The sequence below is a fragment of the Streptomyces sp. P17 genome (genome assembly GCF_032436805.1).
Classification (GTDB): Bacteria; Actinomycetota; Actinomycetes; order Streptomycetales; family Streptomycetaceae; genus Streptomyces.
In genome coordinates, this window is the sequence record NZ_JAVRBF010000008.1 from 38133 (window position 1) to 63852 (window position 25720).

Annotated in this window: 22 protein-coding genes and 2 pseudogenes; 16 read left to right on the forward strand and 8 right to left on the reverse strand. The window is 71.4% G+C overall.

What is annotated here, in order from left to right; all coding sequences use genetic code 11:
• Positions 1-27: 27 nt before the first annotated feature.
• From RMT89_RS06995 to rhaI, 3 genes are all read right to left on the reverse strand, one after another.
• Positions 28-1455 carry a rhamnulokinase family protein gene (locus RMT89_RS06995; protein ID WP_315883149.1) on the reverse strand — a complete coding sequence of 476 codons (1428 nt, stop codon included), beginning with the start codon at positions 1453-1455 and terminating at the stop codon, positions 28-30.
• An 8-nt stretch (positions 1456-1463) separates the two neighbouring features.
• Entirely contained in the window at positions 1464-3503 is a 2040-nt protein-coding gene (locus tag RMT89_RS07000; protein WP_315883041.1) for a bifunctional aldolase/short-chain dehydrogenase, read from the reverse strand.
• 114 nt (positions 3504-3617) lie between these two features.
• Positions 3618-4778, reverse strand: a complete 1161-nt coding sequence (gene rhaI, locus RMT89_RS07005; protein ID WP_315883042.1) for an L-rhamnose isomerase — start codon at positions 4776-4778, stop codon at positions 3618-3620.
• A gap of 272 nt (positions 4779-5050) precedes the next feature.
• Between rhaI and RMT89_RS07010 the strand changes: the two genes are divergently transcribed.
• The 11 genes and pseudogenes from RMT89_RS07010 to RMT89_RS07055 all read left to right on the forward strand — a co-directional run bounded on the left by RMT89_RS07010 (position 5051) and on the right by RMT89_RS07055 (position 15437).
• Positions 5051-6568: a sugar ABC transporter ATP-binding protein gene (locus RMT89_RS07010; RefSeq protein ID WP_315883043.1), complete on the forward strand. Its 1518-nt coding sequence runs from the start codon at positions 5051-5053 to the stop codon at positions 6566-6568.
• Positions 6565-7605 carry an ABC transporter permease gene (locus RMT89_RS07015; protein ID WP_315883044.1) on the forward strand — a complete coding sequence of 347 codons (1041 nt, stop codon included), beginning with the start codon at positions 6565-6567 and terminating at the stop codon, positions 7603-7605. The genes RMT89_RS07010 and RMT89_RS07015 overlap by 4 nt, the downstream gene beginning before the upstream one ends.
• On the forward strand, positions 7598-8611 hold the full coding sequence (locus RMT89_RS07020) for an ABC transporter permease (RefSeq protein ID WP_315883045.1): 1014 nt from the start codon (positions 7598-7600) through the stop codon (positions 8609-8611). The genes RMT89_RS07015 and RMT89_RS07020 overlap by 8 nt, the downstream gene beginning before the upstream one ends.
• Positions 8612-8651: 40 nt before the next feature.
• The gene (gene rhaS / locus RMT89_RS07025; protein WP_315883046.1) at positions 8652-9734 is read left to right on the forward strand and encodes a rhamnose ABC transporter substrate-binding protein; all 1083 of its coding nucleotides are present in this window, start codon (positions 8652-8654) and stop codon (positions 9732-9734) included.
• Between the two features lie 17 nt (positions 9735-9751).
• On the forward strand, positions 9752-10072 hold the full coding sequence (locus RMT89_RS07030; protein WP_201047760.1) for an L-rhamnose mutarotase: 321 nt from the start codon (positions 9752-9754) through the stop codon (positions 10070-10072).
• 15 nt (positions 10073-10087) lie between these two features.
• Entirely contained in the window at positions 10088-11500 is a 1413-nt protein-coding gene (locus RMT89_RS07035) for a BNR repeat-containing protein (protein WP_315883047.1), read from the forward strand.
• 79 nt (positions 11501-11579) lie between these two features.
• Positions 11580-12605, forward strand: a complete 1026-nt coding sequence (locus RMT89_RS07040; protein WP_315883048.1) for a LacI family DNA-binding transcriptional regulator — start codon at positions 11580-11582, stop codon at positions 12603-12605.
• Positions 12606-12706: 101 nt separating this feature from the next.
• Positions 12707-14008 carry an alpha/beta fold hydrolase gene (locus tag RMT89_RS07045; RefSeq protein WP_315883049.1) on the forward strand — a complete coding sequence of 434 codons (1302 nt, stop codon included), beginning with the start codon at positions 12707-12709 and terminating at the stop codon, positions 14006-14008.
• Between the two features lie 21 nt (positions 14009-14029).
• A pseudogene (locus RMT89_RS07050) lies at positions 14030-14272 on the forward strand (PIG-L deacetylase family protein); the annotation flags it as partial.
• A gap of 34 nt (positions 14273-14306) precedes the next feature.
• Positions 14307-14369, forward strand: a pseudogene (locus RMT89_RS45885) (hypothetical protein); the annotation flags it as partial.
• A 237-nt stretch (positions 14370-14606) separates the two neighbouring features.
• A complete protein-coding gene (locus RMT89_RS07055) occupies positions 14607-15437 on the forward strand; it encodes a pentapeptide repeat-containing protein (protein ID WP_315883050.1) in 831 nt (276 codons plus the stop codon).
• A 330-nt stretch (positions 15438-15767) separates the two neighbouring features.
• Here the strand turns inward: RMT89_RS07055 and RMT89_RS07060 are convergent, their stop codons facing one another.
• Positions 15768-17246, reverse strand: a complete 1479-nt coding sequence (locus RMT89_RS07060) for a cytochrome P450 (protein WP_315883051.1) — start codon at positions 17244-17246, stop codon at positions 15768-15770.
• Positions 17247-17355: 109 nt separating this feature from the next.
• Between RMT89_RS07060 and RMT89_RS07065 the strand changes: the two genes are divergently transcribed.
• Complete coding sequence (locus RMT89_RS07065; RefSeq protein ID WP_315883052.1) at positions 17356-17967, forward strand: TetR/AcrR family transcriptional regulator; 612 nt, start codon at positions 17356-17358, stop codon at positions 17965-17967.
• Between the two features lie 96 nt (positions 17968-18063).
• Positions 18064-18789, forward strand: a complete 726-nt coding sequence (locus RMT89_RS07070; RefSeq protein ID WP_315883053.1) for a DUF2470 domain-containing protein — start codon at positions 18064-18066, stop codon at positions 18787-18789.
• Here RMT89_RS07070 and RMT89_RS07075 read toward each other — a convergent pair.
• The 4 genes from RMT89_RS07075 to RMT89_RS07090 form a co-directional block, all read right to left on the reverse strand.
• A complete protein-coding gene (locus RMT89_RS07075; protein ID WP_315883054.1) occupies positions 18757-19941 on the reverse strand; it encodes a lactonase family protein in 1185 nt (394 codons plus the stop codon). The genes RMT89_RS07070 and RMT89_RS07075 overlap by 33 nt on opposite strands.
• A 157-nt stretch (positions 19942-20098) precedes the next feature.
• On the reverse strand, positions 20099-21130 hold the full coding sequence (locus RMT89_RS07080) for a hypothetical protein (protein WP_315883055.1): 1032 nt from the start codon (positions 21128-21130) through the stop codon (positions 20099-20101).
• Positions 21131-21155: 25 nt separating this feature from the next.
• Positions 21156-22400, reverse strand: coding sequence for an FUSC family protein (locus RMT89_RS07085; RefSeq protein WP_315883056.1), 1245 nt, complete (start codon positions 22398-22400; stop codon positions 21156-21158).
• A gap of 60 nt (positions 22401-22460) precedes the next feature.
• Positions 22461-22955: an FBP domain-containing protein gene (locus RMT89_RS07090; RefSeq protein WP_315883057.1), complete on the reverse strand. Its 495-nt coding sequence runs from the start codon at positions 22953-22955 to the stop codon at positions 22461-22463.
• A gap of 189 nt (positions 22956-23144) precedes the next feature.
• Here RMT89_RS07090 and RMT89_RS07095 point away from each other — a divergent pair, with 189 nt between their 5' ends.
• The 3 genes from RMT89_RS07095 to RMT89_RS07105 all read left to right on the forward strand — a co-directional run bounded on the left by RMT89_RS07095 (position 23145) and on the right by RMT89_RS07105 (position 25696).
• Positions 23145-24110: an aminoglycoside phosphotransferase family protein gene (locus RMT89_RS07095; RefSeq protein WP_315883150.1), complete on the forward strand. Its 966-nt coding sequence runs from the start codon at positions 23145-23147 to the stop codon at positions 24108-24110.
• A 44-nt stretch (positions 24111-24154) separates the two neighbouring features.
• Complete coding sequence (locus tag RMT89_RS07100; protein WP_315883058.1) at positions 24155-25414, forward strand: ROK family protein; 1260 nt, start codon at positions 24155-24157, stop codon at positions 25412-25414.
• Positions 25415-25480: 66 nt separating this feature from the next.
• Entirely contained in the window at positions 25481-25696 is a 216-nt protein-coding gene (locus RMT89_RS07105) for a hypothetical protein (RefSeq protein ID WP_315883059.1), read from the forward strand.
• The last annotated feature ends 24 nt before the right edge of the window (positions 25697-25720 follow it).

Below are 25720 nucleotides of genomic sequence, written 5' to 3' on the forward strand. Positions count from 1 at the left end.
CGGGGTCGCGGCCCGGGGGAGACCCGCTCACCCGTGGGCGAGCCGGGCCTCCGCCTCGCGCCACCGGGCGGCGTCGCCCCGTGGCTCGTACCGGGTCAACGGCTGGGTACGGGTGAGCAGTTGCCGCCCGTCCGCGAGGTCCCGCACCAGTCCGTGCGGCCGGGCCTGGACCAGGACGTTGCCGAGGGCCGCCGCCTCCGTCGGACCCGCCACCACCGGCAGCCCGCAGGCGTCGGCGGTGAGCTGGCAGAGCAGGGCGTTACGGGTGCCGCCCCCGACGACGTACACGACATCGACGGGCCGGTCGGCCAGCCGCTGGGCGTCGGCGACGGCCCTGCGGTGGGCCAGGGCGAGCGAGTCGAGGATGCAGCGCGTGATCTCGGCGGGCGACTCGGGCACCGGCTGACCGGAGTCCCGGCAGGCCTCGGCGATCCGCTCCGGCATCCGGCCCGGCGCGAGGAACGCCGCGCCGCCCGCGTCCACCACCGACCGCAGTGCCGGCGCCTTGGCCGCCTGGAGCAGCAGCCCGCCCAGATCCGGCTCGCCCCAGGCGCGCAGGCACTCCTGGAGCAGCCACAGGCCCATGATGTTGCGCAGGTACCGGACCGTGCCGTCGAGCCCCAGCTCGTTGGTGAAGTTGGCGGCCCGGCTCTCCTCGGTCAGCACCGGAGCCTCCAGCTCCAGACCGGCCAGCGACCAGGTCCCGGTGCAGATGTACGCGAACCGCTCACCGGTGGCGGCCGGGACTGCGGCCACGGCGGAGGCGGTGTCGTGCGAACCGACCGCGGTGACCGGCACCGGCCCGGCCAGCCCCGTCTCCTCCAGCACCTCGGGCCGCAGGAACCCGGCCGGGTCACCGGGCTGCCGCAGCGGGGCGAACAGATCCAGGTCGATGCCGAGCCGGGCGGCGATGTCGTACGACCAGTCGCGGGTGCGGGGATCGATGAGCTGGGTGGTGGAGGCGTTGGTGAGCTCGGTGCCCTGCTCGCCGGTGAGCCAGTACGTCAGCAGATCGGGGATGAGCAACAGGCGCTGCGCACCGGCGAGATGATCGGCCACTAGCTGGTACAGGGTGTTGAAGGGCGCGTACTGGAGTCCGGTGGCCGCGTACAGCTCCTCGGCGGGCACGGTCGCCCACACCTTCTCCGCGACCCCTTCCGTACGGGAGTCGCGGTAGTGCACGGGATTGCCGAGCAGCGTCCCGTCCGCGTCCAGCAGGCCGTAGTCCACGGCCCAGCTGTCGATGCCGACGGAATCGACCTGCCCGACTGTCCTGAGCCCTTCCAGTACGCCCGCGTAGAGCCCGAGGACGTCCCATCGCAGCCCCTCCGGCACCCGCACCGGCCGGTTCGCGAACCGGTGTGCCTCGGTCAGCTCCAGGCTGTCGGGGCCGACGCGGCCGACCATGACACGTCCGCTGGACGCGCCGAGGTCGACCGCGGCGTACGACTTCACGGACCCGCTCACCGCAGGAAGGCGGCCGCGACGCCGGCGTCGACCGGGACGTGCAGTCCCGTGGTGTGCGTCAGGTCCCCGCCGGTGAGGGCGAAGACGGCATTGGCGACATGCTCCGGCAGGACCTCCCGCTTGAGGAGGGTGCGCTGGGCGTAGAACTCACCCAGCTTCTCCTCCTCGACCCCGTACACGGCGGCCCGCTGGGCACCCCACCCACCGGCGAAGATCCCCGAGCCGCGCACCACGCCGTCCGGGTTGACGCCGTTGACGCGGATGCCGTGCTCACCCAACTCGGCGGCGAGCAGCCGGACCTGGTGGGCCTGGTCGGCCTTGGTGGCGGAGTAGGCGATGTTGTTGGGACCGGCGAAGACGGCGTTCTTGGAGGCGATGTAGACGATGTCGCCGCCGAGCTGCTGCGCGATCATCACGCGGGCCGCCTCCCTCGACACCAGGAAGGACCCGCGGGCCATGATGTCGTGCTGCAGGTCCCAGTCCTTGGCCGAAGTCTCCAGCAGTGGCTTGGAGATGGAGATCCCGGCGTTGTTCACCACCAGGTCGACACCGCCGAAGGCGAGCGCGGCGGCCTTGAAGGCGTCGGCGATCTGCTCCTCGGAGGTGACGTCGACGGTCACGGCGACGGCCTTGTCCGGCCCTCCGAGTTCCTCGGCGACGGCGGCGGCGTTCTCACCGTTGAGATCGGCGACGACGACACACGCGCCCTCGGCGACCAGCCGATGCGCGATGGCCTTCCCGATCCCGCTGCCGGCCCCGGTCACCAGCGCGACCCGGGTCGCGAGCGGCTTGGGCTTCGGCATCCGCTGAAGCTTGGCCTCTTCAAGCGCCCAGTACTCGATGCGGAACTTCTCGGACTCCTCGATCGGCGCGTACGACGACACCGCCTCGGCGCCACGCATCACATTGATGGCGTTGACGTAGAACTCACCGGCGACCCGGGCCGTCTGCTTGTCCTTGCCGAAGGAGAACATACCGACACCGGGAACGAGCACGATCGCCGGATCCGCGCCGCGCATCGCGGGGGAGTCGGCCACGGCGTGCCGCTGGTAATAGGCGGCGTACTCCTCGCGGTAGGCGGTGTGCAGTTCCTCCAGCCGCGCGATGGCCTCCTCCAGCGGGGCACTCGGCGGCAGGTCGAGGACGAGCGGCCGGACCTTGGTGCGCAGGAAGTGGTCAGGGCAGGAGGTGCCGAGCGCCGCGAGCCGGGGGTGCGCGGCGCGGGCGAGGAAGTCGAGGACGACCTCGGAGTCGGTGAAGTGCCCCACCTGAGGCTTGTCCTGAGACGCGACGGCACGGATGTACGGCGCGAGAGCCGCGGCCCGCTCCCCGCGCTCGCCGGCGCCGAGAGCCTCGTACCCCTCGATGACGGGCCCGAAGGGCTCCGTTCTCCCCTTCTCCTCCAGGAACGCCTCGGCGGTCCGGATGATGTGCAGCGAGTTCCGCTCGCACTCCTCGGAGGTCTCACCCCAGGCGGTGATCCCGTGCCCACCGAGCACACACCCTATGGCCTGCGGATTGGCGGCCTTCACGGCGGCGATGTCGAGTCCGAGCTGGAACCCGGGCCGCCGCCAGGGCAGCCACACCACGGTGTCGCCGAAGCACTCGGCGGTCAGCTTCTCCCCGTCGGCGGAACAGGCGAGCGCGATTCCGGAATCCGGATGCAGATGATCGACATGAGCGGCCTCGACGAGCCCGTGCATGGCGGTGTCGATGGAGGGCGCGGCGCCCCCCTTGCCGTGCAGACAGTAGTCAAAGGCGGCGACCATCTCGTCCTCGCGCTCGACGCCCGGATACACATCGACGAGCGCCCGCATCCGATCCAGCCGCAACACGGCCAGCCCGCCCTCGGTGAGCGTCCCCAGATCCCCACCGGACCCCTTGACCCACATCAGCTCCACGTCACCCCCCGTGACGGGATCGATGTCGGTTCCCTTGGCGGAGGCGTTGCCGCCGGCGTAGTTGGTGTTACGGGGGTCGGAGCCGAGCCGATGCGAACGGGAGAGGAGAGCGGCGGCTTCGGGATGGATGGCCATGGAACATTCCTTACTTCTTGAGAAAGGGCGAGTGCACTTCCCTGGGGGCGCGGGGAACTGCGCGATCAGCCACACACAACCCGCACCCCGCGACGAACAGAACCGGGCAGACGCTCACGCGCCCCAACCGGCCTGCTCCCCTCCAACCCGCTCAGCAACGATCTTCTCGGCCCACCCGGACCGCGCGTACGCGGCAAGGGGCTCGGGGTCCAACCCCATCTCCTCCCGCACCTCACGAAGAAGCGGCCGCACATCGGTGTTGTACGCGTCCATGACCACGGCATTCGCTCCGAGCACGTCCCCGGAAGCCTGCGCCTCGGCAAGAGAGACGCGATCCACCAGGAGCGCCTTCGCCGTCGCCTCCTGCACATTCATCACCGACCGGATGATCGCCGGAATCTTCGCCTCGATGTTGTGACACTGATCGAGCATGAACGCGACCTCGGAGGTGAACCCCCCACCCCGGACCACCTCGTACATGATCCGGAACAACTGGAAGGGATCGGCGGCCCCGACCATCAGATCGTCGTCGGCGTAGAACCGCGAGTTGAAGTCGAATCCACCGAGCTTCCCCTCCCGCAGCAGCGTGGCGACGATGAACTCGATGTTGGTACCAGGCGCATGGTGTCCGGTGTCGACGACAACCTGGGCCTTCGGCCCGAGCTTGAGGCAGTGCGCGTACGCCGTCCCCCAGTCCGGAACGTCCGTCGTGTAGAAGGCCGGCTCGAAGAACTTGTACTCCAGCAGCATCCGCTGCCCGTCCCCGAGCCGCTCGTACACCTCGGCCAGCCCCTCGGCCAGCCGGTCCTGCCGTGCACGGATGTCGTCCTGCCCGGGATAGTTCGTCCCGTCGGCGAACCACAGCTTCAGATCGGCGGAGCCGGTCGCGTCCATGATGTCGACGCACTCCAGCAGATGATCGACGGCCTTACGGCGCACTTCCGCCTCGGGATGGCAGATGCTGCCGAGCTTGTAGTCGTCGTCCTGGAAGGTGTTGGAGTTGATCGCACCCAGCTTCACCCCCCGCTCCTCGGCGAACCTGGCGAGAGCCGCGTAGTCCTCGACCTTGTCCCACGGGATGTGCAGAGCCACCGTCGGCGCCACCCCCGTGAACGCGTGCACTTGCGCCGCGTCCTGAAGTTTCTCCTGCGGTGTCCGCGGCACCCCCTGCTGGGCGAACACCTTGAACCGGGTCCCCGAGTTCCCGTACGCCCACGACGGCGTCTCGACGGCCTGGGTCTTGAGCGCGGCCTTCACCGCTGCGAGGTCGGTCACTTAGGGCTCCTGTGACGTCGGGGCGGAAAGTCTTCAGAAACGCATCACTGTGAAACGATTCAAGACGGGAAGCTATGAGCCCCCCGAAGGGGTGTCAAGCCCCAAGCTCAAGGCTGTTGCTCGTGACCCCGCCGTGACCTTCGTTCATCGAAACTTTTTCGATACGGACCCATTGACGTGACATGGGCGGCGTGCCTAACGTCCCGGCAACCAAGTTGAAACCTTTCACGACGTCGCGAGGGCCGTCCCGCCGACGTCGTCGAGGAGCCCCCATGACCCACCCGTCCACCACGGGTCCGGCCCCGGTTCTTGCGCTGAGGGACGTTTCGAAGTCCTTCGGCGCGGTCCGCGCCCTGCGGGACGTCTCCCTGGAGCTGTTCCCCGGGGAGGTGCACGCCCTCGCCGGAGAGAACGGCGCGGGCAAGTCGACCCTCATCAAAACGCTCGCCGGAGTGCACCGGCCGGACGCCGGCCACGTGCTGCTCGACGGCGCGCCCACCGTCTTCCACGGCCCCGGCGACGCCCGGGACGCCGGCATCGCCGTGATCTACCAGGAGCCGACCCTCTTCCCGGACCTGTCGATCGCCGAGAACATCTTCATGGGCCGCCGGCCCCGCCGCGCGCTCGGCCGGATCGACCACAAGGCCACCCACGCCGCCACCCTGGCTCTCATGGAGCGCCTCGGCGTCGAACTCGATCCCGACCGCCCGGCGCGCGGTCTGTCCATCGCCGACCAGCAGATCGTCGAGATCGCCAAGGCGCTCTCCTTCGACGCCCGGGTCCTGATCATGGACGAGCCGACCGCCGCCCTCACCGGCAGCGAGGTCGCCCGTCTCTTCGGCGTCGTGCGCACCCTGCGCGAACAGGGCGCCGCCGTGCTCTTCATCTCACACCGGCTGGAGGAGATCTTCCAGATCTGCCAGCGGGTCACCACCCTGCGCGACGGCGCCTGGATCGCCGGCGAGCCGATCGACGGCATGACCGAGGACGACCTGGTCCGCCGCATGGTCGGCCGCGACCTCGACGAGCTCTACCCCAAGCAGGACGTCGAACCGGGCGAGGTCGCCCTCAGCGTCCGCCGCCTCACCCGCGAGGGCGTCTTCACCGACGTCTCCTTCGACGTGCGGCGCGGTGAGATCGTCGGCCTCGCCGGGCTGGTCGGCGCGGGCCGCACCGAGGTCGCGCGGGCCGTGTTCGGCATCGACCGCTGGGACGCCGGCGAGGTGTCCGTGGGAGGCAAGGCCCTGGTCAACGGCGCCCCCTCCACCGCCATGGCCTCCGGGCTCGCCCTCGTCCCCGAGGACCGGCGCGCCCAGGGCCTGGTGATGGACATGTCCATCGAGCGCAATATCGGGCTCACCGGGCTGCGTACGACCGTGAAGGCCGGGCTGATGGACCGCGGCGCCGAGCGCAGCCGTTCCCTCGACTGGGCCGTCAAGCTCCAGGTCAAGTACGCCCGGATCGCCGACACCGTGAACACCCTCTCCGGCGGCAACCAGCAGAAGGTCGTCCTCGCCAAGTGGCTCGCCACCGGCCCCAAGGTGCTCATCGTCGACGAGCCGACCCGTGGCATCGACGTCGGCACCAAGGCCGAGGTCCACCGGCTGCTCTCCCAGCTCGCCGCCGACGGGGTCGCCGTCCTGATGATCTCCTCCGACCTGCCCGAGATCCTCGGCATGGCCGACCGCGTGCTGGTGATGCACGAGGGCCGGCTCACCGCCGAGATCGCACGCTCCGAAGCCACCGAGGAAACCGTGATGGCCGCAGCCACGGGGAGGGCCGCCGCATGACGGTGACCACCCCTCAGCAAGCCCCCGTCGCTGAGGTGCCCAAGTCCAGTGGCACCCGGCTCGTCGACCGCGTCTTCAAGATGCGCGAACTGGCCATCCTGCTCGTCTTCCTGGTGATGATCGCCGTCACCCAGGCGGGCAACAGCGAGTTCCTCACCGAACAGGGCATCAAGGACCTGCTGCTCAACGCGACCATCCTGGTGCTGGTCGCCGTCGGCCAGTCCCTGGTCGTCATCACCCGCAATGTCGACCTGTCGGTCGGCTCGACGCTCGGCATCAGCGCCTTCGCCGCCGGTACGTATCTCCAGGGCGGCGGCAACCCCGTCGTGGCCGTGGTTCTCGCGGTCCTGATGGGTATCGGCTTCGGCCTGCTCAACGGCCTGCTGGTCAGCCTCGGCCAGGTGCCCGCGCTCGTCGTCACGCTCGGCACGCTGTACATCATCCGCGGCATCGACTCGATCTGGGTCGGCTCCCGGCAGATCACCGCGGCCGACCTCCCGGACGGCTTCGTCGACTTCGGCTCCGGCGGCATCTCCGCGGTGCCCTGGCCGGCGATGATCGCGCTGGCGGTGCTGGTGGCCACCGCGTACTACCTCAAGCACTACGGCAGCGGGCGCGAGCTGTACGCGCTCGGCTCCAATCCGGAGGCCGCCCGCCTCGCCGGCATCCCGGTCCGCAAGCGGATCCTCGCCGCGTACACCTTCTGCGGGGCGCTGGCCGGCCTCGCCGGCGCGATGTACCTCGCCCGGTTCGGCAACGTCGACTCCGGTACCGGCAACGGCTACGAGCTCACCGTCGTCAGCGCGGTCGTGGTCGGCGGTGTCGTCTTCACCGGCGGCTCCGGCAGCGTCTACGGCGCCGCCCTCGGCGCGATGCTGCTGACCTCCATCAACAGCGTGCTGCCCGCCCTCGGCGTCAGCTCGGTGTGGGTGCTCGCCATCAACGGCATCCTGCTCATCCTCGCCATCGCGGTCGACCGGGTCGTCGCGCTGCGCGTGGCCTCGGCCCTGAAGAAGAGGAACGCCCGCCATGCCTGACTCCCTGACGCGCGCGGTCCGCTGGGACACGGTGGTGGGCGCCCTTCTGATCGTCGTGCTCCTGCTGTCCTTCGGATTCGTCGACGGTTTCGGAAACTCGCTCAATCTGTCGTTCCTGATCGGGAACACCCTTCCGATCGCGTTGATCGCCCTGCCGATGACGCTGTTGGTCGTCTCGGGCGAGATCGATCTTTCGGTCGCCTCCACCGCCGGTCTCTCGGGCGCCGTGATGGGCGTCCTGTGGAACCAGGGCATGACGATCGAAGCGATCATTCCGATCTGTCTGCTGCTCGGTGTGGTGTGCGGACTGATCAACGGTCTGCTGGTGACCAAGCTGGGACTGCCGTCCCTCGCCGTCACCATCGGCACCCTCGCCGCCTACCGGGGCATCGCACAGATCGTGCTCGGCTCCGACGCGGTGACCGACTTCCCCACCCCGTACCTGGAGTTCGCTTCCGGACGGATCGGCGACACCTTCATCCCGTCCGCCTTCCTGCCCTTCCTGGTACTGCTGGCCATCGCGGTGGTCGCCCTGCACGCCACCCCGTTCGGGCGGTCGCTGTTCGCGATCGGCGCCAGCGAGGAGGCCGCGCGATTCGCCGGCATCCGCGTCAAGCGCCAGAAGCTGATCCTGTTCACGCTGACCGGCCTGATGGCCTCCCTCACCGGCATCTTCTGGGCCCTGCACTTCGCCAGCGCCCGCTACGACAACGCCACGGGACTCGAACTCTCCGTCGTCGCGGCGGTGCTGCTCGGCGGCATCGACTTCGACGGGGGCAAGGGAACGCTCGGCGGCGCGATCGCCGGTGTCTTCCTGCTCGGCGCGCTCCAGAACGTGATGAGCCTCCAGGACGTCTCCGCCCAGTCGCAGATCCTCGTCACCGGTGTGCTGCTCGTGCTCTCCGTGCTCGGCCCCCGGGTCGCACGGCAGATCGCCGTCGCCCGCGCCGGACGCAGGGCAGCAGCCCCGGCGCCGGCGTCCAAGGCCCCCACCCCCACCTCGTAAACCCTCCGCTCACCCCAGCCTCCCGTAAGGAAGAGCCGTCATGCGCAAGTCATCCCTCCGTCGTTCCTGCGCGGCACTCGCCGCCGCCACCTCCCTCGCCCTGGCCCTCACCGCCTGTGGCGGCACCACCAAGGACGATGTCGCCAACGAGGACGCCTCCGCCGCCACCGCCGGCAAGGCCGACCCCAACGCCGAACTCAAGAAGGGGCTGACCGTCGGCTTCCTGCCCAAGCAGGTCAACAACCCCTACTTCACCTCCGCCGACAAGGGCGGCGAGGCGGCCCTCAAGGAGCTCGGGTCCAGCTACAAGGAGGTCGGCCCGTCCAGCGCCACCGACACCGCCGGGCAGGTCAGTTACGTCAACACGCTCACCCAGCAGCAGGTCGACGCCATGGCCGTCTCGGCGCAGGACCCCGGCGCCCTGTGCACCGCGCTCAAGCAGGCCATGAAGAACGACATCAAGGTCGTCACCTACGACTCCGACACCAAGGCCGACTGCCGCAACGCCTTCGTCTCGCAGGCCTCCGCCGAGGACCTCGGCCGCACCGAGGTGCAGCTGCTCGCCGAACAGATCGGCTACAAGGGCGAGATCGCGATCCTGTCCGCCGCACAGACCGCGACCAACCAGAACACCTGGATCGAGTTCATGAAGGACGAGCTCAAGGATCCCAAGTACAAGGACATGAAGCTGGTCAAGGTCGCCTACGGCAACGACGACGCCCAGGCGTCCTTCCAGCAGACCCAGGGCCTGCTCCAGGAGTACCCGAACCTGAAGGGGATCATCTCCCCGACGACCGTCGGCATCAAGGCCGCCGCCCAGTACCTGTCCGGCTCGAAGTACAAGGGCAAGGTCAAGCTGACCGGCCTCGGCACGCCGAACGACATGCGCAAGTACGTCAAGAACGGCACCGTCGACGCCTTCGAGCTGTGGGACCCGGCGAAGCTCGGCGAGCTGGCCGCCCGTACCGCCGTCGCGCTGGTGTCCGGGCAGATCACCGGCAAGGAGGGCGAGACCTTCACCGCCGGTGACATGGGCGAGTACACGATCGGCAAGGACGGCGTGATCAGCCTCGGCAAGCCGACCGTGTTCAACAAGGACAACATCGACCAGTTCAACTTCTGATCACCAGGGGGCTGTTGATGCAACGTGTGTGCTTTCTGCTGAAGGTCCGGGCGGACCGCCTCGACGAGTACCGCGAGCGGCACGCCGCCGTATGGCCGGAGATGCTCGACGCGCTCTCGGCCACCGGCTGGCACAACTACTCGCTCTTCCTGCGTGAAGACGGCCTGCTGGTCGGCTACTTGGAGACCGAGGACTTCGCCGCCGCCCAGGCCGGCATGGAGGCCACCGAGGTCAACGCCCGCTGGCAGGCGGAGATGGCGCCGTTCTTCGAGTCGCTGGACGGCGCCCGACCCGACGAAGCGATGAAACCCCTCACCGAAGTCTTCCATCTAGCCTGAGCCGGAGTTGCTTTCATGAGAAGACGCACTGTGCTGACCACCGCGCTGCTGGCCGCGGTGGCCACCCCGGGCACGGCGCGGGCCGCCGACCCCGGCCCCTCCGTCACCCTGACCGGTACCACCACGCTCGACACCCAGGCCATCTTCTTCGTCTCCTACGACGGCCTGGTCAACAACAACTCGTTCCAGAAGAACGGCCTGTTGACCTACAAGGGCTACCAGTACGCCGTCTGGTACACCGCCGACCGCAACGCCGTCGTCGGCCGGCGCGCGCTCGGCGCGAGCACCTGGTCCACCGTCAAGGTCGGCCACACGCTCCGGTACAACGACTCGCACAACGTGATCTCCATGGGCGTCTCCCGCATCGACGGCCGCCTGCACCTGAACATGGACTCGCACAGCGACGGCTTCACCTACGTCAAGTCGGTGGCCGGCCTGATGGACAACCCGGCCGGTCTCTCCTGGACCGCCGACCGCTTCGGCGCACCCCAGTCCACGCTGGACGGCCTCACGCTGACCAGCCAGTTCACCTACCCCCAGTTCATCGCCACCCCCGAGGGCCGCCTCCAGCTCAGCTACCGGGTCGCCGTCTCCGGCAACGGCCGCAACGCCCTCGCCGAGTACGACGGCACCAAGTGGACCGCGCTCGGGGAGTGGACCAGCTCGACGGGCACGTACACCAGCGAGCGCGGCTCCTCGACCGCCCGCAACATGTACCTGCACGGCATCGACTACGACCGGGACGGCCGGCTGCACTCCTTCTTCACCTGGCGCGAGCAGAACAACGCCGTGATGTGCAACGGCGGCGGCATCACCAACCACGACACCGGCTACGTCTACTCCGACGACCGCGGCCGCACCTGGCGCAACAACGCCGGCACGGTCGTCGGCACCACCGGCGGCTCCGACAAGGTCGCCGTCACCGACGCCGGGCTCGTCGTGGACCCGCTGAACCCGGACCACTCCCTGATGAACCAGGAGAGCCAGTTCACCGACTCCGCCGGCCTGCCGCACGCGATCATCAGCTATGTCCCCGGCCGCTTCGGCCAGTGCACGACGAACTACGTCGCCGACCGCACCGCCAACGGACGCGCCTTCCACGTCCGCAAGAACGCCTCGGGCACCTGGCAGAAGACCGAGATCCCGGTCCCCCTCAGTTCCAGCCAGCGCACCAAACTGGTCCTGGACAAGTACGACAACGCGTACGCGATCCTCCCGTTCGGCCGGATCGCCGGCGCCTCCAGGGCGTCCGGGTACACCGACTGGACGCTGCTGTACGACGGGGCCGGGCTGAACGCCTTCGGCGAGGTCGTCATCGACGAGACGCGGATCGCGCAGGATGACGTCCTGTCGGTGATGTACCAGGTGAAGTCCAGCGGTACGACACCCTCCGCGCTCCGTGTCGTCGACTTCCGGCTCCCTGTCTGACCGATGCCGTCCAAGGGCGGCATGACGGTAATGTGAAGGCCCGCCCGCCGCCCCTCGTTCACCCGGAGGTTCCTGCCTGATGGCCCAGTCGGTGGGTATCAAGGACGTCGCCCGCGCCGCCGGAGTCTCCGTCGGCACGGTCTCGAACGTCATCAACCGTCCGGACTCGGTCGCCACCGAGACCCGGGCCCGGGTGCTGTCGGCGATCGACCGGCTGGGCTACGTCCGCAGCGAGTCCGCGCGCCAGCTGCGCGCGGGCCGCAGCCGGATCATGGGGCTGCTCGTCCTCGACATGGGCAACCCCTTCTTCGTGGACGTCGCGCGCGGCGCCGAGCGGGCCGCGCGCGAGGCCGGACTCGGCGTGATGGTCTGCAACAGCGCGCAGAACGCGTCCGAGGAGGCCGAGTACCTCTCCCTCTTCGCCGAGCAGCGGGTGCGCGGAGTGCTGCTCACCCCCGCCGACGCCACCGGGCGCAACATCGAGACGTTCCGGCGGCACAACATCCCCTTCGTCCTCGTCGACCGGGTCGCCGAGGGCACCACCGAGTGCTCGGTCTCCGTCGACGACGTCGCGGGCGGCGCGCTGGCCGTACGCCACCTCGTCGACGCCGGGCACCGCTCCATCGCCTACGTCAGCGGACCGCCCAGCCTCAACCAGGTCCGCGACCGCCGCACCGGTGCGCTGTCCGCGCTCGCCGAGGCGGGTCTCGGCCCCGAGGTGATGCGCGAACTGCCCAGCGAGCGGCTCGACGTCGCCGCGGGCCGGGACGCCGGGGCCCGCCTGCTCGGCCTCGCCGACCGACCCACCGCCGTCTTCTGCGCCAACGACCTGCTCGCCCTCGGCGTCCTGCAGGCGATGTACGCGGCCGGCGTCAGCGTCCCCGACGACCTCGCCATCGTCGGCTACGACGACATCGAGTTCGCCGCCGCCGCGGCCGTCCCCCTCACCTCGGTCCGCCAGCCCGCCGTCACCATGGGCGCCCTCGCCGCGGACCTGCTGCTGGAGGAGACCGAGGGCGAGGGCGGCGCGCGCGGCCACGAGCACCGGCGCGTGGTGCTCCAGCCCGAGCTGGTGGTGCGGCGCTCCAGCCTGTCCGCCCGCTGATCCGGCGTTCAGTACGATTTCATGATCCCGGGGATCGGATATCGGACGGACATGTGCTGAACTGGGACGCGCCCGACCATCCGTCCGTCCCGGGAGCCCTGTTGACCGCGACCTACCGCCAGCCCGGCGTCGTCCTCACCGACCGCCGCTTCACCGTGCCCCTCGACCACGACGACCCGGCGGGGGAGACCATCGAGCTCTACGCCCGCGAGGTCGTCGCCGGTGACAAGGCCGGGCAGAACCTGCCGTGGCTGCTCTACCTCCAGGGCGGACCCGGCTTCGGGGCGAACCGGTTCGTCGGCCGGGAAGCCTGGCTGAAGCGGGCGCTGACGGAGTACCGGGTGCTGCTCCTGGACCAGCGCGGCACCGGTGCCTCCACCCCGGCCAACCGCCAGACGCTCCCGCTGCGCGGCGGCCCCGCCGAACAGGCCGGCTACCTCGCGCACTTCCGCGCCGACTCCATCGTCCGCGACTGCGAGGCCATCCGACGCCAGGTCACCGGCGGCGCACCCTGGACCGTCCTCGGCCAGAGCTTCGGCGGCTTCTGCACCGTCACCTATCTGTCCCGCGCGCCCGAGGGCCTGAGCTCCGCCCTCATCACCGGCGGACTGCCGTCCCTCGACGCGACCGCCGACGACGTCTACCGGGCCGCCTACCCGCGCATCGAACGCAAGGTCGCCGCCCACTACGCCCGTTACCCGCAGGACGTCGAGCGGGCCCGGCGGATCGCCGAGCACCTGCTGCAGCACGACGTCGTCCTGCCGAACGGCTACCGGTTCACCGTCGAGGCCTTCCAGTCCCTGGGCATCCTCCTCGGCCGCGGGGACGGCAGCCACCGGCTGCACTTCCTCCTGGAGGACGCCTTCGTCCGCACCCCGCGGGGCACCGCCCTCGCGGACTCCTTCCAGGAGGAGGTCCAGGGGCTGCTGTCGTATGCGGGCCATCCCCTGTACGCGCTGCTGCACGAGGCGATCTACGGCCAGGACCCGGGCGGCACGGACTGGGCCGCGGAACGGGTGCGCGGCGAGTTCCCGCAGTTCGACGCCGCCAAGACCCTGGCCGGGGACGGTCCGCTGCTGTTCACCGGCGAGTCCGTGCACCCCTGGATGTTCGACAACGACCCCGCCCTGCGCCCGTTGCGCGAGACCGCGGAGGACCTGGCCCGCAACCGGGGCTGGCTGCCCCTGTACGACCCCGACCGGCTCGCCGCCAACGAGGTCCCGGTCGCCGCGGCCGTCTACCACGACGACATGTACGTCGACACCGCCCACTCCCTGCGGACCGCCCGCGCCATCCGTGGTCTGCGCACCTGGGTCACCGACGAGTTCGAGCACGACGGAGTGCGCGCCGGCGGCCCCCGGGTACTGGACCGTCTGCTGGCGCTGGCGCGCGACGAGGTGTGACAGCGGGGCTGATCTGCGGGCATGACCGATCAGTTGATCACGCAGCTCCGGCCCATGCCCGAGGACTGGCAGCGCGCCCTCGCCGTCGTGGCACACCCCGACGACCTGGAGTACGGGTGCTCGGCGGCCGTCGCCGCGTGGACCGACCGGGGCCGGGAGATCGCCTACGTCCTGGCGTCCCGGGGCGCGGCCGGCATCGACACCCGTTCGAGGTGTTCGGCCGATGACGACCGAGGGGCTGATACTGGCCGAGCGGTTCGAGGAGCACCGCGACCATCTGAACGCCGTGGCCTACCGCATGCTCGGCTCGCTCGCCGAGGCGGAGGACGCCGTCCAGGAGGCCTGGCTGAAACTGAGCCGCAGCGACACCGAGGACGTCCGCAACCTCGGCGGCTGGCTGACCAGTTCGTCCTGGTCAACGGCGAGCTCGGCATGCTCAACGCGCCCGACGGACAGCTGCTGTCGATCACCGGGCTCACCATCGCCGACGGCCGTATCACCGGTATGTACATCCTGGCCGACCCCGAGCGGCTGGCCCGGCTGGACCTGCCTGACCTGGGGGGCTGAGCGGCGGACGGTCGCCCGTAGGCTGGTCGGTATGCGAGTCCTCACCCTCGACCCGGCCGACCTGCGCGGCGACTGCGCGAACTGCTTCGGGCTGTGCTGCGTCGCCCTGCCCTTCGCCGCGTCCGCCGACTTCGCGGTCGACAAGCGGGCCGGGACGCCCTGCCGCAACCTCCAGGACGATCACCGCTGCGGCATCCACGCGCGGCTGCGGCAGCGGGGCTTCACGGGCTGCACCGTCTACGACTGCTTCGGCGCCGGACAGCGGGTCTCGCAGGTCACCTTCGGCGGCCAGGACTGGCGTACCGGATCCGCCGAGGACGCCCGGCGCATGTTCGACGTGTTCCCGGTCGTCCGTCAGCTGCACGAACTCCTCTGGTACCTCACCGAGGCCCTCACCCTGCCCGCGGCCCGGCCTGTCCACGCCGATCTGCGCCGGCTCCTGAAGAAGACCGAGGAGCTTGCCGCGGGAAGCCCGCAGGAGCTGGCCCGGCTGGACGTGGGCGCGCACCGGCAGGAGGTGGGTGCGGTCCTGATGCAGGCCAGCGAGCTGACGCGGGCGGGTCTGCGCGGCCGCCGGAAGGACAGAAGGGGCGCCGACCTGATGGGCGCCCGCCTCAAGGGCGCCGACCTGCGAGGCATCAGCCTTCGCGGCGCGTATCTGATCGCCGCCGACCTGACGGGCGCGGACCTGCGCGGCGCGGACCTCCTGGGCGCCGACCTGCGCGACGCCGACCTCACGGACACGGACCTGACGGACGCCTTCTTCCTGACCCAGCCGCAGCTGAACGCGGCCCGGGGGAGCGAGAAGACCAGGCTGCCGGGATCGCTGGCGCGGCCCACACATTGGGCGGCGCGCGCCTGAGGGCGATCCGGTGGAGCAGGTCGGGGGCGGCGTGGGGGAGCAGGCTGCCGGGTTCGGTGGCGCGGTCCACGGATTGGGTGGCGCGCGTTGGTGGGCGATCCGGTGGAGCAGGTCGGGGGCGGCGTGGGGGAGCAGGCTGCCGGGTTCGGTGGCGCGGTCCACGGATTGGGTGGCGCGCGTTGGTGGGCGATCCGGTGGAGCAGGGTGCGGGCGGCGCGGGGGCCGCGCCATTCACGCCGGCGTGGCGAGTGGCGTCGCTCCGACGCTGCCGCGCCGAGCCCCTCGCTCCGACGCCGCTCGCCGATCCGGCCCGGCGCTGCGCAGCGCGAGTCAGTCCCCAGCCTCGCCCACGGGGCACCGCTGCTGCGAGCCGACCTCGGCAGCAGCGCGGCGCTCCAGCCCCATGCGCAGCCCCTCCGGCATCAGCGTCAGCCGCTCCGTCACGCGCAGTCGGTAGGCGGGGTCCGTCAGGAGCGCGTAGCGGCGTAGCAGCAGGCCGAGGACGAGCGTGGCCTCGTGCAGGGCGAACTGGCGGCCGATGCAGGCCCGTGCCCCGGTGCCCCATGGCTTGAAGGTGTGCGGAGGGCGGGACCGTACCGCCTTCGGCTCGAAGCGGTCCGGGTCGAAGCGCTCGGCGTCGGCGCCCCAGACCTCCGGGTCCCGGTGCAGCATCGGGGTGAGCACCAGCGCCCAGGCGCCCCGCCGCATCGGATGCTCCCCGGCCAGCACCGTGTCCTCGCGGGCCTCCCGCGCGAAGGCGGGCGCGGTCGGCCACAGGCGCAGGGACTCGTCCAGGACCCGGCGTACGTACCGCAGCTTGGCCACCTGCTCGTAGCCGGGCAGGTCCGCCTCGCCCCAGACGCGGTCCACCTCGGCGCGGGCGCGGGCGGCGACGTCCGGGTGCCGGGCGAGGTAGTACAGGGCGAAGGACAGCGCGCCGGAAGTCGTCTCGTGGCCGGCCACCAGGAAGGTGATGACCTGGCGGCGGACGTTCTCGGCCGAGAGCCGCTCCCCGGTCTCCGGGTGGGCCGTCTCCAGCATCCGGTCGAGCAGGTCGCCGTCCCCGCTCGTCGTACGGCGGGCCCGGACCAGGTCGTCGACCGTGTGGTTGAGATAGGCGATGTCCGCTTCGTTGCGCCGGGCGGACCTGCGGAGCAGGAACGGCGCGGGCACGGTGTTCAGCCGCTGCGCGTGGGCGAGCGTGCCGACCATCGCCGTGACGAACGGATGCGGCCGGGACCGTTCGAAGGAGCCGAAGTCGTGGCCGAAACCGGTGCGCGCGATGGTCTCCAGGGTCAGCTTGGTCATGTCGCCGGGCACGTCCACCGTCCGGCCGGCCCCGGCCGCCCGGTCCCAGTGGTCGGTCAGCCGCCCGGCCACGTCCAGCATCATCGAGTGATAGCCCTCCATGGCCTCCCGGTTGAACCCCGGGGCCAGGACGTCGTGCGCGAGCTGCCAGTTGGGCTCGTGGTTGTACGCCGTGAACAGCGCGTCCCCGACGACCGGCCGCAGATTGGCGATGCCGAGGCCGACGTGCTTGGCGAACCGTGTCTCGTCCGCCAGGTCGGCGGTGAGGTCCGCGCCCCACACGAACACGAACTCCTTGCCGAACGCCTTGCGCCGGAAGATCGGCCCCAGCCGGCGCGCGTACCGCACGGAGTCCTGCAGCGGTCTGGTCCGGCTCGCGCCCAGGACGTCGCCGAGCAGCGGGAGCCGGTGGGGCGGGTGCGGGATGCGGTGCAGCTCGGGCCAGCCCTGCTCGGCACTGCGGAACCCCTTGGGCAGCGCGGACCTCGTCGTCTCGGCCATGACGCGATCTCCCTTGATCCTGCGGCAGGTTGAGTCTGTTGTACGTGGGTTCAATAGTGCCGCTTCAGTCTGGTCCGGTTGTTGAACCGGCGTCAAGTAAGGTGCGGACATGAGCGCGAACCAGGGCGAGCGCACCCGCCGTCGGCTCAGCACCGAGGAGCGCCGGGAGCAACTCCTCGCCGTCGGCGCGCGGCTGTTCTCGGAGAGCCCGTACGACGAGGTGTGGATCGAGCAGGTCGCCGGGATCGCCGGGGTCTCGCGCGGGCTGCTGTACCACTACTTCCCGACCAAGCGGGACTTCTTCGCCGCCGTGGTGGACCGCGAGAGCGCGCGCATGCTGAAGATGACGGCCGCCGTGCCCGGCATCCCGGTGCGTGAACAGCTCACCGCGCACCTCGACACATATCTCGCGTACGTCGAGGAGCACGCGCACGGCTTCCGCGCCTTCCATCGCGCCGAGGCCTCCGGCGACCGGGCCGTGCGCAAGGTCTACCGGCGGGCCCTGGCCGCACAGGAGAAGCAGATCCTCGCGGCGGTGGCGGTGGACCCCGAGTTCGGCCCGGTCTTCGAGCGGCGCCCCGACATCCGGTTCGCGGTGCGGGGCTGGCTGGCGTTCACCACCGCTGTCTGCCTGGAGTGGCTGCGGGGCTCGGAGGAGTTGACCCGGGATGAGGTGCGCGACCTGTGCGCCCGCGCCCTGTTGGGTGTCATCGCTCCCTGAACGCGTCCCGTGACGCCGCGCACGATCGCGGCTGGTGGTTGGCGTGCGCCCCGATCTTCGATAGGTTAGGCAAGGCTTACCTAAGGAGGTTCGGGAATGGGTGACAGCCAGAACTGGACGGCCACGCCTGCCGCGGCGGAACGCGCCCGGTCGGTGCTCGCCACGGCGTGGTCCTGCGCGGTGACCGCGGAGGGCAGCCGGGAGGAGTTCGTCGGCGCGCACACCGTCGCCGACGACGGCCGGGTGCTGCTGCAGGTGCCCGAGGACAGCGCCCTGGTCACGGCCGCGATCTGCGCGCCGCGCGGAGAGCCGTCCGCGGTGCTGGAGTTCGCCGACGTCGCGCCCGTCCCCGTACGCAACCGTATCCGGGCCCGGCTGTGGATCGCCGGCTGGTTCGGCGCCGAGGAGGGCCACCTCGCCTTCCGGGCGACCCGTGTGGTGCTGCGGGAGCCGAGCGGTGCCGTCGTCGTCGACCTCGACGAGTTCGCCGCCGCCGCGCCCGACCCGCTGGCCACGGCCGAGGCCCGGCTGCTGACCCACCTCGCCGACTGCCACTCCGACGCGGTCGAACGGCTCACCCGGCTCGTCGAGCCCGAGAGCCTGCACGGCGTGGTCCGCGTCCAGCCCCTCGCCGTCGACCGGCACGGACTGACGCTGCGCATCGAGCGCACCCGCGCCCACGGCGACGTACGACTGCCCTTCCACCGCCCCGCCGACGACGTCGCCCAGCTCACCGAGCGCATGCATGTGCTGCTCGGACAGGCGAGCGCCGCGTCCTGCCCGCGGGCGCTACAGCGGCAGCGCACAGACGGCGACGGGTGACGCGAACGGCTCGCCCGCGAGCCGCAGTTCACCGCTGTCCTCGTCGACGTGGAAGACGCTCACGGTGCTCGACCGCTGGTTCGCCGCGAACAGCGGCCCGCCGTCCGGCGCGAGGGCGATCTGGCGCGGGAAGTCCCCGGCCACCGGCACAGTTCCCAGCAGCCTGAGCCGGGCCCCGTCCGCCTCCACCGCATACCGGGAGAGGCTGTTGTGGCCCCGGTTGGCGAGAAAGGCGTACCGCCCGTTCGGCGTCACCACGAGCTGCGCCGGGTAGTTGGTGCCCGAGCCGGTGCCCGTGGACTGCGCGTCGCCGACGGTGATACCGCCGGTTCCGGGGTCGTAGGCGCAGACGGCGACGGTGTTGTCGACCTCGTTGGCGAGATACGCGTACCGGCCGCCGGGATGGAAGGTCAGCTGGCGCGGCCCCGCGCCCGGGCGGGTCTGTGCCCGGGAGACCTCGGCGAGCGTGCCCTTCGACTCGTCGAGGCGGTAGGTGTACACCGTGTCCGTGCCCAGGTCGACGGCGAGGACATGGCCGCCGTCGGGGCTCGTGACGATCTGGTGGGCGTGCGGTCCGTCCTGGCCCGGGCCCGGCGCCGGACTGGAGTGGGTGACCAGGTCGGTGCGCTCCCCGAGCGCACCCGAGGTGTCGACGGGGTGCACGGCCACACTGCCGGTGCCGTAGTTCGCGCTGAACAGAAAGCGCCCGCCCGGATGCACCGACAGGTGGCACGGGGCCGCCCCGCCCGTGCTCCGGCTGCCCAGGACCCTGCGGTCGGACCGCCGGACCGCGGTCACGGCACCGTCCTTCCGCTCGTTCACGGCGTACAGCGTGCGGCCGTTCGGATGCAGCGCGAGATACGACGGGTCGGCGATGCCCGCGATGGTTCCCTCGCCGGTGATCCGGCCCGTGGCGGAGTCGTACGAGGCGACACCGATGCCCTTGCCGCCGCCTTCCGCCGAGGTGTACGTGCCGAGGTACAGCGGGTGGGGGCCGGAGGGTCTGGCGGCCTCGCGCGAGGCGCTCGGGGTGGCCTCCGTCGTCTCCTTCGCCGGTGCCGAGGCCTCGTCGCAGGCCGGGAGCGCCACCGCGGCGGCGGTTCCCGCGAGGGCGCCGACGAACCGGCGCCTGCTCACGCCCCCACTGCCCATGTCCACACCTTCAGTCGTCCGTCGTCGCGACAGCCACCCTGGCGTGGACCACCCGGCCGGTGCAACCGAGGGGCGCTACCGGTGTCGGTCTCCCCCGGGTCTGCCCTGCGTGCCGCAGCCGCCGGCCGACGGGTGTCGGCCGGCGCACACCGGCGGGCTACCAGTCCCCGTCCTCCACCGGCTTGCCCGGCGCGTCCTTCAGGGGCTTCACCTGGCCCGGTGACGGCTGCTGCCAGGGCTCGTGGTCGTCGCCGATCCAGTCGCCGACGGGCTTGACGGCCTCCAGCGTGCCGGTGGGGGCGAGATCCTGCGCCTGGTCGTCGTAGTAGTCGAACCAGGGCAGTCCCGCGCGCGTGTAGGCCGCGCGGTTCACCGGGGACGGGGGCGGCTCCTCGCCGGTGATACGGCGCCACTCCGGGGGTGTCACCAGGTGGACGAAGACCCGGCCGGCCGGCTCCTCGGCCCAGTCCGTCGCCGGGCGGTCGTCCCGGTAGACCTCCTGACGCATGGAGCCGCCGACGCCCAGGCCCATCGCGGGGGCCGATCTGGGCGCCGCACCGGGGGCGGCCGGCGCGGCCATCGCCATCGGCATCGCGGCGCCGTAACCCCCGGGCGCGGTGAACGCCCGCGTCCGCTCGGCCCGCAGCCGCTCCTGCTCGCGCCAGCGGGCCAGCGCCTCGGGGCCGAGCGGGAACGACTGCAGCTGGACGCCGCCCCAGACCTCCTCGCCGGTCACCTGGCCCTCGACGGTCGCCCCGAGGCCCAGGGGGACGGCCACGAACTGGCGGACCGTGCCCTGGCCGGAGTTGATGCCGTCCAGCCAGGGCTGGCGGGGGAGGACGACGTAGTTCTGCGGGTCCCGGATCAGCCGGTTGCTCCATGGCTTGCCGGAGACCGCGCACACCTTGCCGACGCCGACCTGGAGCGCCGCGGGCTCGGTGGTGCCGGCGAAGCTCAGCCACATCGCCTCGCGCAGATACATCGGCAGCATCACACCGCCGCGTGCCCGCCATGCCTCGGGAACCGTGTCCGGGAAGTCCGCCACCCGCCGCAGCGGGAACTCGCCAAGACCGGGCGGCAGCGGATGCGTCCCCGTCTCGGGCAGCCGCAGGGTGCGGACGAACCGCACCGCCACCCCGCCCGGCAGCCGCAGGGTGTTCCCGTCGATCCGTACGCCGTCGCCGCTCATGCACACGCCCCCTTTTGTGACTTCGTCACCTAGAACGACGGACGGCGGCCAGACGGTTCCTGCCCCCTTGCATGCTCTCCCGGAACCGCGTCAGCCGCGGCATGCGCTCGCGCTGCTCCTGCGAGACCCGGTCGAGTTCCTCCAGCAGCCGGCGCGAGCGGTGCTCGGTGTCCAGCTCGTCGAGGATGCGGTTGACCTCGGTGAGCACCGCGCCGTGCAGCTGCCACTGGCGGGCGTCGCGCTGGACCTCCTCCAGCAGCAGCTGGGCGAGCTTGTCGCGGGTCGCCGCGGCATGGCGCAGCTCGGTGGTGAGCCGCTCCTCCGCGGACTCGGCGTTCTCGCTGACATGGGCGGTGACCAGCACCGCGAAGCTCACCATGGCGTCGGCGATCTCGGACAGCAGCTGCTCCACCGAGGCGCCGATCTCCGGTGCGAACAGCGGTTCGGGATCCCGTTCCTTCGCCAGGTCGGTGAGGGTACGGGCGATCACCCGCAGGACGACGGTGCAGATCTCCAGGGTGTCCAGGCCGGTGCGCAGCACCACCCGGTGCAGCACGCCCTCGCGGACCCGCGGATTGAGCCGCAGGCTGTCCTCGGCCTGCCGGAGCGCCGCGTCCACCCCGACGATGTCGTGGTCGAGGCGGCGCGCCTCGTGCAGCCGGGCGGCCGCGCGCTCCACGGGGGTGCGGCCCGCGGCCTCCTCGCCCATGCTCAGCATCAACTGCCGCACCCGGCGGGCCAGGCCCTCGATGGACTCGCCCGCCTCGCCCACCCACACCGGCGGCGGCAGCAGCACATTGATGGCGAGGCCCACCACCGCCCCGATCAGCGTCTCCACCACGCGCGCCCAGGCGTAGTCGCCGACGGCGGTCACGCCGAGCACCAGCATCGCGCTGATCGCCACCTCGGGGACATACTCGTCGACCCGGACCAGATGGCCCACGGCCAGCGAGGCCACGATCAGCAGGGCCAGGCTCCACCAGGTCAGACCCACCAGCAGGCTGAACGCGATGGCCACCAGGACGCCCGCGACCACCGAGTTCACCCGGCGGATGCCGTTGGTGAGGGTGGCGTAGAGGGTGACCTGGACGACCAGGAGCGCGGTCAGGGGAGCGGTGAGCGGCGGCGCGTCGTCGGGGCTCAGGCGCAGGGCGAGGACGTACGCGATCGTCGCCGCGGCCGACGAGCGCAGCGCCTGTACGACCACGGGGTCCCGGCGCCGCTTCATCAGCCGCTGCCGCGACACCCGCCACTCCTGTACGTCTTGCATCCTTGGGGTTGTTCCCCTCTCGCGGAGCAACGAACACGATCCCGGCCGCTGCCCCGCCGCTCAGGCGTACAGCTTGTCCAGGAACGCCTTCAGATTGCCCTCGGTCCGCGCGATCTGCTCGGCCGGCGTCAGGCTCTCCTCGAAGCGGGCCCCCGAGTCCGGGAGCTTCTTGCCGCGGACGTAGAGGGAGCAGTCGAGGTCGGTGCACATGTACAGGCCGACCGAGTTGCCCTCCCGGCCGGCCGGACCGGCCTTGCGCGCGGTCATCAGCGAGACGCCGCCGCCCCGATGGGTCGTCAGACACAGCGAGCACATGCTGCGGTGCAGAAACCCGCGCTGAGAGGAGGGGAACCGGAGAGTGACCCCGACGAGCCGCCCGTCCCGCTCGGTGACGAGATAGCTGCGGTCGGGCGCCCCTGGATCTCGCCAGCCCAGAAAGTCCAGGTCGTCCCACGGAAGGTGATCGAGATCCCGGGGTACGGCGAGCCGCTTGGCCTCACCCTTGGAGCAGTTGATGAAGGAGTTGCGGATCTCGGGCTCGGTGAGTGCTTTCATCGGGGCCTCCTGAAGTGTGCGGCGGGAAACCTAGGCGCCCTAGGTTTCTGGCTAAGGCTAAGCGCCATTCTCCAGGAGGGTCCAGTGAATTTCGAACGCCAGGGTGCGGAGGCCTTTCGTACCCTGTACGGCAAGCACCGGCCGCGGGCCGACGGGCCCGGCCGGCCGAGGGGGAGGGGTGGGGGCGCGGTGGCGGACTCCTGGGAACGGGCACGGCGGATTCTGGGCGTGGCGGGGCTGCCGGCCGGTGAGCTCGCACGCGTCCGCCCGCTGACCGGCGGCACCTACAACACCGTGGAGGAGCTCCTGCTCGCCGACGGCAGCCGCTATGTGCTGAAGGTGCCGCCCGCCGAGACCGTGCCGGGGCTGCGGCACGAGCGGGAACTGCTGGTCTCCGAGGCGGAGTTCTATCGCGCCGCCGCCACCGTCGGCGTACCGGCGCCGCGTGTCGTGGCCACCACCTCGGGTGAGCTGCTGATGACGGCCTGCCCCGGAGATCCGTGGGACGGCTCGCTCACGGATGCCGAACAGCAGGAACTGCGCGCAGAGTTGGGGCGTCAGGTGGCCCGGCTGCACCGGGTGAGCGGCTCGGCGTTCGGTTACCCGTCCGGCGCCCTCGGCCCGCTCGCCGCCGACTGGCGGACCGCCTTCACCGGCATGCTCGACGCCGTCCTCGACGACGCCCGCCGCTACCGGCCCTGGCTGCCCCGTCCTGTCGAGGAGGTGGCCCACACGCTCCGGGCCGCCTCCCCCGCGCTCGACGAGGTCACCGTCGCCTGCCTGGTCCACTTCGACCTGTGGCCGGGCAACATCCTGGTGGACCGCTCGGCCGGCGTGCCGCGCATCGGGGGTCTCATCGACGGGGAGCGGATGTTCTGGGGCGACCCGGTCGCCGACTTCGTCTCCCTGGCGCTGCTCGGGGACATCGAGAAGGACGCGGCCTTCCTCGCCGGGTACCGGGAGGCCGGTGGTCTGGTCGAGTTCGACCCCTCCACCCGGCTCCGACTCGCCCTGTACCGCGCCTACCTCGACCTGATCATGCTCACGGAGACCGTCCCGCGCGCCGTCGACGAGGGGCGCCGGCGATGGGCGCGGGAGGCCGTCGGGCCCGAGCTCGTCGCCGCTCTGGACGAGATCTCCGAGCTGAGCCGCTGAGCCGGTATCTTCCAGGTCGGACGGCGTGTCGAAGGGGGAGCCACATGGTGGGGCGGAACAGGCGCACGGTACGTGATCTCCGGCGGGCCAACCGCTCGATCGTCCTCCAGCGCCTCTACTTCGACGGCCCCCTCAGCCGCTTCGAGCTCGGTCCGGCCACCGGACTCAGCTCCGGCTCGGTCAGCAATGTCGTCGCCGACCTGCTCGCGGACGGAGTGCTGGAGGAGGCCGGCAACGTCGACTCCGACGGCGGACGGCCCCGCACCCTGCTGAGGGTGGCGCCCGGCAGCGGCCACATGATCGGCGTCGATGTCGGCGAGACCCGGGTGCGGGTCGAGCTGTTCGACCTGGCGCTGACCGAACTCGCCCGCGCGGAGCGGCCGTTGGGCTCTGAGGGGTACGAGGTCGAGGTCGTCGTCGGGCACATCCGCGACGCCCTCACCGAGGTGCTCGCCACCGCGGGCACCGCCCCGGAGCGGCTGCTCGGCGTCGGGATCGGCGTCCCGGGCATCGTCGAGCACACGCCCGACCGCGGGGCCGTGGTGCACGGGCAGACCGTCGGCTGGGACGCGGTGGCGCTGGAGTCGCTGCTCCGGGAGCGCTGCGCCCTGCCCGCGGCGGTCCCGTACTTCATCGACAACGGCGCCCGGACCCTCGGCCAGGCGGAGATGTGGTTCGGCGCGGGACGCGGCGCCGGCAGCGCGATCGTCGTGCTCTTCGGCTCCGGCGTCGGCGCCTGTGTGGTCACCCCGGAGGCCGAGGACGGACGGGCGGTCGAAGCCGGGCATCTGACCGTACGGGTCGCGGGGCGCCGCTGCCGGTGCGGCGCGCTCGGCTGCCTGGAGGCCTACGCCGGTGCCGAGGCCCTCCTCGACCGCTGGCGCGAGAGCGGCGGGCGCCCGCCGGAGGGGGCCGGCCAGGAGAGCGCCCTGACCGCGCTGGTCGCCGATCCCGGGGCCCGGCCGCTGCTGGAGGAGACCGCGGAGTACATCGGTGCGGGCCTGTCCGACCTGATCAACCTCTTCCAGCCCGAGCGGATCCTCATCGGCGGCTGGGCCGGCCTCAGGCTCGGCCCCGCGCTGCTGCCCGACGTACGCCGGCACGCGGCCGCGTACGCGCTGCGCCACCCCGCCGAGCGGGTCACGATCGACCTCGGCGGTCTTGGCCCCGACGCGGTCACCGTCGGAGCCGCCATCCTTCCGCTCGCGGACTTCTTCACCCACGGCGGCCGCCGCGCCGACCCCGCCCCCGAGGCCCCGCAGCCCGCGTGGCGGGCGGCGCTGGAGGAACGCACGCCGCGCTGACGTTTCGCCGCGGGCCACCGGAGGTACTCGCGTGGGCCTCTGGCGACGCGAGGGAAGGAGGACGCCGTGACCGAGGAGAACGGCGAGCCCGTCCCGCGGGACCTGCCGGACCAGCAGGCGGGAGAGGGCCTGGACCCCTGGGACGTGGACCCCGCCCCCGAGGACGAGGAACAGGACGACGACGTCCCCGACTCCGACGAGGCCGGGACGGCCCGCAAGGGAGCACCGCGGGACGCGAACGTGAACCCCGAGCACCCTGCGCCGGACGAGTCAACGGCCTGACCAGGGGGCGGCAGATTGCCGCCC